Here is a 9,827-nt window from a genome sequence, read left to right as displayed (position 1 = left end):
GCGGGTTGACGCAGTCGATGACGATCTTGCCCGCCAGGACCGGTCGGAGCTCGGTGAGCAGCTGGGCGTGACCGTCCCAGGGCACCGCCACGATCACGATGTCAGCGGCCGCAGCAGCGGCGCGATTGTCGATGCCGACCAACCCTACGCCGTCCTCGCGCATCTCCTTGGCGACCACCTCCGCCCTGGCCGCATCGCGGCTGCCGATGACCACCTTCGCGCCACCGAGCGCCAGACGCCGGGCAAGGCCCCGGCCCTGTGGTCCGGTGCCTCCAAGGACTGCGAGAACCGTCTCCGTCGTGATCAACGGCATCTACTCCTCCTCAGTCGAAACAGGCGACCATCAGGTGTCAGCGACAGGTCGACAGGCTGTTCTCGGCGAGCAGCTCAACCCGATCTGCGACGCGCCGGTGGGGCGAGCATGCGCTCACCCCACCGGGGTGCCCTCCTGCTACTGACCGAGGACGGCCGGCGAGGTCGTCGTGAACGGTGGATCGGTGGCCGGCACGAACGAGCCACCCGCCTCTGCCTCCAGCACCAGGACCGAGTTGCTGCACGCCGACTGGCCGGGCCACACCGAGTGATCACAAGTGACCGGGGCACCGAGGAAGGACGGCGCCTCCTTCGCCGCGCGGACCGCCTTGTCAATACCGGCGGGGGTGAGTTCAGCCTGCGCGTCGTTGAGAATGTCGGTCAGAGTCACGAGGACCGAGAAGGCGGCGACCGCGTAGGTGTTGCTGGCGGTCTCACCGGCGTCGATGACAGATGCCTCGAAGATGTCCAACTGATCCTGAGCCTCCACGGGCGCAGCATCCTTCGTGACCGGCAGCCACAGACCCGCTGTGATGTAAGCCTTGGTTGAGTCGGGCAGTGTGACCGACTCGGCGAATTCGGTGCAAGCTCCGGCCTGGATGGTGCCTTGGTAACCCTGGTCGACGAGGGCCTTGACGAGGTCGGTGCACTGGTCTTCCGGAAGGCTGGGAACACCGACCACGTCTGCGTCGGTGACGATGAGGCTGGCCGCCACAGTTGTCCAGTTGACGTTGTTCATGTCGTAGTAGACCGGCCGGAAGTCCAGATCCAGGGCTTTGGCGATCGGGGTGAACTGTGCATCGACGTAGTCATGGTTGGCCGGGATGTCACCAAAGATGAATGCGACAGACTTCGCGCCCTCGTCCTTGAAGAACTGGAACGGGACGATCGTGCTCGACGGGATCGAGGGGCCGAAGAACAGCGCTGTCTGCGAAAACACCGATTCGAACGAGGCGCCGGCATAGCCGACGAGTGGGATCTTTGCCTCGTCGAGGATGGGCAGCGCGGCGCCGTCGTTGATCGTCGCCGCGGAAGTGGCAGCGACGACCTCGTCCTCGACGAACTTGTTCGCGCAGCTGACGATGCTTTCAGGCGTTGCGTCGACTTCGCACTCCAACAGCTCGATCGGGCGACCTTCGATGCCGCCGTAGTAATCGTTGATGTAGTGGACTGCTGCGCGGGCACCCGCAACGGCTTCGGGCTGAGCGGTCGCACCGCGGCTGGGGTTGAAGAACCCGAGCTTGACGGGCTCACCGGAGGCCTTGTCCGGCGTGAGCACGTCGCTGGGGTCCACGCTCGTGCTGTCCCTGTTCGAGCCGGAGGACCTGTCGGCGCAACCTGCCAGCGGCAGCAGCATGAGCGCGGCGGCGACCGCGAGGCTGAGTTTGGATCTCTCCGACATCACTGATTGTCTCCTTGTTTGGTGTTGCGGCGTCCGGTAGCGGTGTGGCCGGCGTGTGTCCCGAGTCGGTGGTTCGCGTGGGTCACGCGGTGGAGATGAAGTGCTGGTCGGCGGCGGCGCCCAGGTAGGCGCTCTCGAGGAGCGCACGGTCATGGACGAGGTCACCGGCTGGTCCTTGGAGGACGAGCTGGCCACGATTCAGGACCAGGCCTCGGTCGGCGTAGGTCAGGGCGACCTCCACGTGTTGTTCGACCAGCAGGACCGAGGTGCCCGTCTGCCGGGCGAGGGTGCGGATGCTGTCGAAGATGGATCTCACGATGAGTGGCGCGAGGCCCATCGACAGTTCGTCGATCATGAGCATCTTGGGCGCCATGACGAGACCCTTGGCGACTGCGAGCATCTGCTGCTCTCCTCCGGACAGGAGTCCTGCGCGCATCGTCACCTTGTCCTGCAGGCGCGGGAACGCATCCATGGCCTGCTTGATGAGGGCCTTCCCGTTGCCTCGCGCCGCCGAGAGCCTCAGGTTCTCGGCGACGGTGAGTTGGTGGAAGATGCCGCGGTCGTCGGGAACGAGCACCAGTCCCTGTCGGGCGCGTTGCTCCGTCGACTGCTTCGACACGTCCACCCCGTCGAGGAAGACGGATCCTTCGACCTCGCGAAGCGCGTTCACGATTCCGAGGAGGGTGGTGGTCTTCGCTGCGCCGTTGGGGCCCAGCATGGCGACGACCTCTCCGGGCTCCACGGTGAACGACACGTTGCGAACGGCGGGCGTGCCGTTGTAGGCGACGTCGAGTTCCTGAACAGATAGCCGACTAACCATGACTGACCTCTTCCTCGGTGGGTTCGCCCAGGTAGGCAGCAATGACGGCGGGGTCCTTGCGGATCTCGGCAGGTGTGCCGGCGGCGATGACGCGGCCGTAGTCGAGAACGAACACCTGGGCGCTGATCGCGAGCACCAGGTCGATGTCGTGCTCGATGAGGAGGACAGCGACTCCCTCCCTCGCGATCTCCGCGATGGTGGCGCCGAGCTTCCGGCTCTCCCTGGTGTCGAGACCAGCAGCGGGCTCGTCGAGGAGGAGCACAGCCGGCTTCATGACCAAGGCGCGAGCGACACCGACAAGACGCTGTTCACCCAGCGACAGCTCGGTGGGGCGACGGTCACGGGTGTGAAGGATGTCGAGGCGCTCGAGGACCGACGACACGAGTGCGGCTTGGCTCTGCTCGACACTTCGCCGGCTCGTGAACAGGTCACGCCACGTCGTGTTGGCCTGGAAGCCCTCGGCCGCGATCTGCAGGTTCTGGGCGACCGTTGCGTCGTTGAAGAGATCTCCGGCCTGCCATGTTCGGACGAGGCCTGCATGCGCGCGCTTGTGGGGAGCGAGTCCGGTGAGGGGGCGGCCGTCGACGGTGACCTCTCCCGAGCAGGCGGTGAAACCGGTGATGGCGTCCACGAAGCTGGTCTTGCCTGCACCGTTGGGTCCGATGCAGCCCGTCACGATCCCAGCGCGTGCCTCGATGTCGATGTCGTTGTTCGCGACGGCGCCGCCGTACCGGACGGTGATGCCCCGAGCGATAAGGCCCTGTCCCTGGTCCTGCTTGGTTGTCTCAGGCACGGACGGCCTCCTCGCTCGCGGGGACTTCGTGGGAGCGGCTGGCGCCTCCCGGCGCAGGCACAATGGTTGCGGGTGTCCCGGGTGGAGGGCGCTTCGTCTTGAACCCCCGGACCATCTCTTGGGTGGCACCGACCATCCCGGACGGGTTGAAGATGACGGTCAGGAGAAGTGCCAGGCCCGCCACGAGGCCGTAGTAGTCGCCGACGTGGAGCTGGTCCTCGATCAACGTGTAGACGAGCCCAAGAGGACACAGGACGCCTGCGACAACCGCACCTGACAACGACGTGATTCCGCCCAGGTAGGCGAAAGCGAGCAGGCTGATGCCGACGAAGACAGTGAACGATGCGACCGAGAGCTGTCCCCGCGAGTAGCCGAGCAGACATCCGCCCAAACCCGCGATGAACGCCGAGAGGGCGAATCCGACCGCCTTGATGAGCGCGACGTTGAGGCCGGCAGCGGCTGCGGCCCGCTCGTTGGACCTGACCGCGAGGAACGCGCGGCCCGTGGAGCCGCCGAGTAGCCGGATCAGCGCCGAAGCAACAACGAGAACGACAACGAGGACGAGGATTCCGAACGAGACCCGGGCGATGTTGGTGCCGGAACGGATGCCGAGGTCGAAGCCGAGCAGTGTCGGCTGGGCGATCGGGCTTCCCTTCTCGGCTCCCGCGAACGCCGCGTTGTTGAACACGAATGACTCGATGACGGCTGCCGCGGCGAGGGTCACGATGGCGAGCTGAGTGCCTCGGATCCGGACCGCCGGTACGGCAACCAGAAGACCCAGTGCCCCGGCCATGACTGAGGCCAGGATGAGGTCGAACGGGAACAGGACGTTCCATGAGGTGCTCAACTTGGACAGCATGAAGCCGGCGGTGCCAGCGAACGCCGCTTGGGCGAGGGAGACCTGGCCGAGGTAGCCGGTGACGACGACATAAGAGAAGCAGATCAGCGCCAGGATCAGAGTGGTGATGATGCCGAACCTGTAGGTGCCGTTCCCGATGAGGAGGATGCCGAGATAAAGGGCAACGAGCATGCCGAGCCCGACGGGCCGGATCTTCGGCAGCTGAATCGTCGGCAGCGACTGCTCGATGATGGCTCCGCGCCTGGGGAACTTGTCCCCGACGACGAACAGGGCGATCACGATCACGACGAAGGGCAGGGTGCTGCTGACTCCTGCAGGGGAGGCCCACTCCGGCCACCATGTCTTCGTCGACATCAACGTGACGACGCCCTGGAAGGCGCCAATGAGGAGCGCGGCCACGAGGGTGACGGTCATGGACCGGAAGCTGCCAACGAGCACCGCGCCGAGGGCCGGGATGACGTACAGGGTGTAGTTGGTCGAGTTGAGGCCCGTCGTCGACGCCGCGAAGATGACCATGAGCGTCGACAAGGTGCCGGAGATCGCCCAGGCGAGAACCGAGAGGCGCGTCGTCGAGAAGCCACTGAGGATGGCAGAGCGCTCGTTCTCCGAGGCAGCGCGGGTGGCCATGCCGTACCGGGTGTACTGCAGGTACAGGCCGAGCCCGATGGTCATCAGGATCGCGATACCGGCGAGGGTCAGGGCGCTGCCCGAGACCGTGGTCCCGAGGACGTCAACGGGCTGGCTCTCGAAGACCGGCGGCGCGCTGATCGACTCTGGTCCGAACCTCAGGATCACGATGGCCTGCATGGTGATGAGGACGCCGACGGACGCAACCACTTGGGCGAGCGCCGGCGCGTGCCGGAGCGGTCGGAACACCAGGGTGTAGGTGACGAGGCTGAGAGCGAGTCCGCTCGCCGTCCCGATGAGGAGGGCGGTTCCGGTGCTCGGGATCCGGCCCAGGTCCAGGGTCCCGATGGGGAGGACCACGAATCCGGTGTTGGCCACCGTTGCGTACACGTAGGCACCCCACATGGCCATGGCGCCCTGCGAGAAGTTCACGACCCGGCTCGCCTTGTAGATCGTGAGGACGCCCGTGGCGAGGGCGGCGTAGACCGCGCCTGAAGCCAGGCCCAGGACGAGGAATGAGAGGTAGGCCGCCACGGCATGACTCCTGATGATCGGGGAAGTGGCTACGGCAAGAGTGACGAGGTTCGAAGCGCGTGGACGGCCGCAAACCTGCTGGCCGAACTGCGAGTCGCCGGGCGAGAGAGCTCGGTCATCCTTGGTGCTTGCCGAGTGTGACACCGGTCACGAACGGCCTACAACCGAAACTCTTTGAAGCCCGCTGTCAGCAACCCTGATGGGTGTCCGGCCGGGCGCCGGCATCGACCTGCGCCACCAAACCCAGTCGAGAATTCCCATGCAGGCAGGGCGAAAATCCACTTGGGGCCGAAAATGGCGCGTGCCCTCCAACGCCCCGTGGGGGCGCTGGAGGGCATGCGGCGGTCGTCCGACCAGCCCGGCCCAGGAGGCCGCTCGTCTCCGCAGGGGTCTCTGCGCAGCTACGACTTGCCGAAGCCGGCGCGCCAGTCCTCGATCGTCAGGAAGGTCGGGTCGGCGCGGACGATACGTTCGGTCTCTGCCCAGATCTCGTCGTCGGGCCGGGCCAGGTCCAGGGGGTCGCCGTGCGGTTGCGTTACGTACCACGGAGTGTCGATGTACACCTCGACGGTGTTGTCCTCAATGTCGGAGAAGTAGATCGACAATGAATTGCCGTGGTTGAGGCCCCGCATGCTCGTGGCACCCGCCTCGGCGGCGCGCTGCCATGCAGTGCGCATGTTGTCGATCGTCTTCACCTTGAACGAGATCTGCATGACGGTGCTGGGCGCGTCCGCCCCGCGACCCGAGGCCAACGCCAACTGGTGGTGGTGCTGGGGGTCTCCGGACAGGAAGGTGATGGTGAAGGGCATCGTGTGGCCTTCGCCGGAGTCGGTGACGACGAGGCCGAACACCTGGGTGTAGAAGTCGACCATGGCGTCCAGATCTCGGCAGAAGACTCCGAAGTGGGACAGGACGGGCTTGAACTCGACATCGTTGGACATGAAGCCGTTCTCCTCAATAGTGCTCGTGAATCAAGGATGGAGCATGCGGACGAGGCAGCTGCAGAGCTGCCTACATCAGCGCTGTCCGTCATGCACTGAAACTGCGTCCTTCGCGAGCCCCCCCAACCTGGAGTGGATGCGGCCTCCGTCGCCCATCGCGAGGGCGAACAAGATTTCACTCGGGCGAGGTCCGTCCTGGATGCCCACCTCCGCCACTGTGTAGTGGCTGCGGACGTAGGACGCGTGGATGTAGTGCATCGGCATCATGAGTCGATAGCCGGACGCGGCCACCGCCTTCGCGGAGGGGACCATGGCGGGCGGCTCCCCGAGGGCGGTGCGCATCGCCCAGCCGCCGGCCTCGTGCCAGACAGCTCCATGCTCGAGCTCGCCGGCGACTCCGACGATGGCGGCCTTGCCGTAGGTCTCGACGTTGTCGACTCCTCCCAGCGCCTCGACGAGCTCGGACGCGAGCTCGGCACCCAGCCCGCCCAGGGCGGCCATGAACTCGTTGAGGTCCTCTTCGTATCGCCCGGCGTAGGGATTCGCGACCACCGCAAGCGCAACCCCGGTCCGGAGAGGCCGAGCCGGCGTCGGACCGAACTCGTGGAAGGTCGTCTCGACGGTCAGTGCCTTCTTGCGAACGCGGACCAGTTCGCTGATCACAGTCATACCTGCGCCTCGACCGGGTTGCGGAGAACGCCGATGCTCTCGATCTCGACCTCGACGACGTCACCGACCCTCATGTACATCGGGGGCTTCCGGCCGAAGCCGACGCCCGACGGCGTGCCGGTGGCGATGACGTCGCCCGGCACCAGGGTGAAAATGGTCGAGGCATAGTTGATGAGGGTGGGGATGTCGAAAATCATCTGCCCGGTGTCACCCGACTGGACAACTTCACCGTTGAGGCGGGTCTCGAGCTTCAGCTTGCGACCGGGCTCGATCTCGTCAGCAGTCACCATCCAAGGGCCGAACCCGCCCGTTCCTTCGAAGTTCTTGCCGGCCGCGATCTGCTTGGCGTGGAACTGGAACTCGCGCACGGACGCGTCGTTGTAGATGCTGTAGCCGGCGACGTGGTCATAGGCCTGCTCCACGGGGACGTCTCGCCCGCCCTTGCCGATGATGACCGCCAGCTCCCCCTCCCAATCCAAGGTGTCCGAGGCTCGCGGCTTGATGATGGGCTGCCCGTGGGCGACCTGCGATCGCCAGTACCGGAGGAAGATCGGCGGGAATTCCGACAACTCACGGTTGAGCCCGGCAGCGAGTGCCTCTTGGTGGTGGTCCATGTAATTGCGGACGCTGCACACGATTTTCTCCGGCCTGGGGATCACCGGCAGCAGGGAGACGTCGCCGAGCGGGACCGCGATCCCCTTCGCCACGAGGCCCTCGCGGTCGACGTACTGATCGCTCGCGATGAACTCCGCCAGGGATGCACACCCGGTGGCGTCGGCCAGATCCATGACAATGCCGTCGGCCAAGACGCCGAACGCTTCGCGGTCTGCATGGGTGAATGACACGAACTTCACTTTGACGTCTCCTCTAGGTGGCTGGGGCGCAGGCCAGGACTGTGGTCGCTCGCCTTCGGCAAGTTAGCATTTTGTGCACGAAACTTCTACTCCTGCATAGTTGATTATTTTGTGGTTAAGTGATCCAGCGGTCCCGCCACTGGTCGGTGCCGTCCGCTACACGAAATGGAGAAGCCCCTCATGACCAAGACCCGCCAGAGCCAGCCGCCCTTGGCTCTGTTCGCGACTGACCGCCTCCTCAGCGACGAGGACCGCAGCATCCGTGACACGGTCCGCAAGTTCGTCTCCGAGCGCGTTCAACCGCACCTCGCTGACTGGTATGAGGCAGGTGACGTACCGGTGCGCGAGCTGGCACCCGCCCTCGGGGAGCTGGGAGTGCTGGGGATGCACCTCGACGGCTACGGCTGCGCCGGTATGTCGGCGACTGCCTACGGCCTCGCCTGCATGGAGCTGGAGGCGGCCGACTCCGGCATTCGCTCGCTGGTCAGCGTCCAGGGCTCGCTGGCGATGTTCGCGATCTGGAAGCACGGATCTGAGGAGCAGAAGCAGGAGTGGTTGCCGAACATGGCCGCTGGCCGGGCGATCGGCTGCTTCGGGCTCACGGAACCCGACTTCGGTTCCAACCCTGCAGGGATGCGCACCCGGGCAGTCCGCGACGGCTCTGACTGGCTACTCAGCGGGAACAAGATGTGGATCACCAACGGATCTGTCGCTGACGTCGCGGTCGTGTGGGCGCAGACCAATGAAGGCATCCGCGGATTCTTGGTTCCTACCAGCACCCCTGGTTTCTCGGCTCCGAAGATCTCCAGGAAGCTGTCGCTGCGCGCTTCGATAACCAGCGAGCTGGTGCTGGACAACGTCCGACTTCCGGAGTCCGCCATACTTCCTCACGCTCGCGGTCTCGCGGGTCCGCTGTCGTGCCTGAACGAGGCTCGCTTCGGCATCGTCTTCGGCGCACTCGGTGCGGCGCGCGACTGCCTGGAGACGACCATCCGCTACGCGCAGGAGCGCGAGATCTTCGACAAGCCACTGGCGTCGTACCAACTGACGCAGGCAAAACTCGCCGACATGGCGCTCGAGCTCGGCAAGGGCATGCTGCTGGCCCTGCACCTGGGTCGCCTCAAGGACGACGGGATCCTGACCTCGGACCAGGTCAGCCTCGGGAAGCTCAACAACGTTCGCGAGGCCATCGCCATCGCCCGCGAGTGCCGCACGGTGCTGGGCGCTGCCGGCATCACGCTCGAGTACTCAGTCCTCCGGCACGCGAACAACCTGGAGTCTGTACTGACGTACGAGGGCACCTCGGAAGTGCACCAGCTGGTCATCGGTCGGGCCCTCACCGGGCAAGCCGCGTTCCGCTGAGCCACCATGAACTCCCTCGAGGTTTCCGGAAACTCGACACCGTCGGCACCGCTGTCGGGCGTGCTCGTGGCCGACTTCAGCCGGGTGCTGGCGGGACCGCTTGCCACCACCTGGCTTGCCGACCTCGGCGCAACCGTCGTGAAGGTCGAGCGTTCCGGTGAAGGTGACGAGACCCGGCAATGGGGGCCTCCATGGGCCGCACGCTCAAGCTCCTACTTCACTGCGGCTAACCGATCCAAGCTGAGCATGACGCTGGATCTGTCTGACCCTGACGACGCCGCGCTGGGTCGCGAGCTGGCCGCTCGCGCCGATGTTCTGGTGGAGAATTTCAAGACCGGTGCGCTCGCCAAGTTCGGACTGGACTACTCCTCGGTCGCACCAACGAACCCGCGCCTCGTGTACGCGTCGATCACCGGCTTTGGAAGCGGCTCGGGCGCAGATCTGCCCGGGTACGACTTCGTCGTCCAAGCGGTCGGGGGGCTGATGTCCATCACCGGCGACCCCGACGGCGAGCCCAGCAAAGTCGGTGTTGCTCTGGTCGACGTACTCACTGCGAAGGATGCCGTCATCGGCATCCTGGCCGCACTGCGGAATCGAGATGCCACCGGCCTCGGAGACCACGTCGAGGTCAACCTGTTGTCCAGCCTGCTCGGA

General features: G+C 65.5%; 10 protein-coding genes. 2 read left to right on the top strand and 8 right to left on the bottom strand.

Annotated features, from left to right (window positions below):
- The 8 genes from ACOADB_RS04415 to ACOADB_RS04380 all read right to left on the bottom strand — a co-directional run.
- The coding region (locus ACOADB_RS04415) for an NAD(P)-binding domain-containing protein (RefSeq protein WP_378596713.1) at window positions 1–313 on the bottom strand (313 nt) is incomplete at its 3' end.
- Between the two features lie 138 nt (window positions 314–451).
- Window positions 452–1,714, bottom strand: a complete 1,263-nt coding sequence (locus ACOADB_RS04410; protein ID WP_378596712.1) for an ABC transporter substrate-binding protein — start codon at window positions 1,712–1,714, stop codon at window positions 452–454.
- Window positions 1,715–1,796: 82 nt separating this feature from the next.
- Window positions 1,797–2,534 (bottom strand): ABC transporter ATP-binding protein, encoded by a 738-nt coding sequence (locus ACOADB_RS04405; protein ID WP_378596711.1) that lies wholly within the window; start codon window positions 2,532–2,534, stop codon window positions 1,797–1,799.
- A complete protein-coding gene (locus tag ACOADB_RS04400) occupies window positions 2,527–3,327 on the bottom strand; it encodes an ABC transporter ATP-binding protein (RefSeq protein WP_378596710.1) in 801 nt (266 codons plus the stop codon). The genes ACOADB_RS04405 and ACOADB_RS04400 overlap by 8 nt, the downstream gene beginning before the upstream one ends.
- Window positions 3,320–5,347: an ABC transporter permease gene (locus tag ACOADB_RS04395; protein ID WP_378596709.1), complete on the bottom strand. Its 2,028-nt coding sequence runs from the start codon at window positions 5,345–5,347 to the stop codon at window positions 3,320–3,322. Before ACOADB_RS04395 ends, ACOADB_RS04400 begins: the two co-directional genes overlap by 8 nt.
- Before the next feature lie 401 nt (window positions 5,348–5,748).
- Window positions 5,749–6,288 carry a VOC family protein gene (locus ACOADB_RS04390; protein ID WP_378596708.1) on the bottom strand — a complete coding sequence of 180 codons (540 nt, stop codon included), beginning with the start codon at window positions 6,286–6,288 and terminating at the stop codon, window positions 5,749–5,751.
- Window positions 6,289–6,363: 75 nt separating this feature from the next.
- Complete coding sequence (locus tag ACOADB_RS04385) at window positions 6,364–6,957, bottom strand: amino acid synthesis family protein (protein ID WP_378596707.1); 594 nt, start codon at window positions 6,955–6,957, stop codon at window positions 6,364–6,366.
- Window positions 6,954–7,811: a fumarylacetoacetate hydrolase family protein gene (locus tag ACOADB_RS04380; protein ID WP_378596706.1), complete on the bottom strand. Its 858-nt coding sequence runs from the start codon at window positions 7,809–7,811 to the stop codon at window positions 6,954–6,956. Before ACOADB_RS04380 ends, ACOADB_RS04385 begins: the two co-directional genes overlap by 4 nt.
- A gap of 180 nt (window positions 7,812–7,991) precedes the next feature.
- On the opposite strand from ACOADB_RS04380, the gene ACOADB_RS04375 reads away from it, so the two are divergent.
- Together ACOADB_RS04375 and ACOADB_RS04370 are read left to right on the top strand one after the other, a co-directional pair.
- Window positions 7,992–9,173, top strand: a complete 1,182-nt coding sequence (locus ACOADB_RS04375; protein WP_378596705.1) for an acyl-CoA dehydrogenase family protein — start codon at window positions 7,992–7,994, stop codon at window positions 9,171–9,173.
- A 6-nt stretch (window positions 9,174–9,179) separates the two neighbouring features.
- Window positions 9,180–9,827: CaiB/BaiF CoA transferase family protein (locus ACOADB_RS04370; RefSeq protein ID WP_378596704.1), on the top strand; the 648-nt coding region annotated here is incomplete at its 3' end.

The organism is Nocardioides sp. CPCC 206348 (assembly GCF_048654705.1).
GTDB lineage: Bacteria > Actinomycetota > Actinomycetes > Propionibacteriales > Nocardioidaceae > Nocardioides.
This window is presented reverse-complemented; position numbering and strand designations above follow the sequence as displayed.

Excerpts from the sequence above, each read along its gene's own strand:
- ACOADB_RS04410 (WP_378596712.1), bottom strand. The coding sequence starts at position 1,714 with ATGTCGGAGAGATCCAAACTCAGCCTCGCGGTCGCCGCCGCGCTCATG.
- ACOADB_RS04405 (WP_378596711.1), bottom strand. The coding sequence starts at position 2,534 with ATGGTTAGTCGGCTATCTGTTCAGGAACTCGACGTCGCCTACAACGGC.
- ACOADB_RS04385 (WP_378596707.1), bottom strand. The coding sequence starts at position 6,957 with ATGACTGTGATCAGCGAACTGGTCCGCGTTCGCAAGAAGGCACTGACC.
- ACOADB_RS04375 (WP_378596705.1), top strand. The coding sequence starts at position 7,992 with ATGACCAAGACCCGCCAGAGCCAGCCGCCCTTGGCTCTGTTCGCGACT.
- ACOADB_RS04390 (WP_378596708.1), bottom strand. The coding sequence starts at position 6,288 with ATGTCCAACGATGTCGAGTTCAAGCCCGTCCTGTCCCACTTCGGAGTC.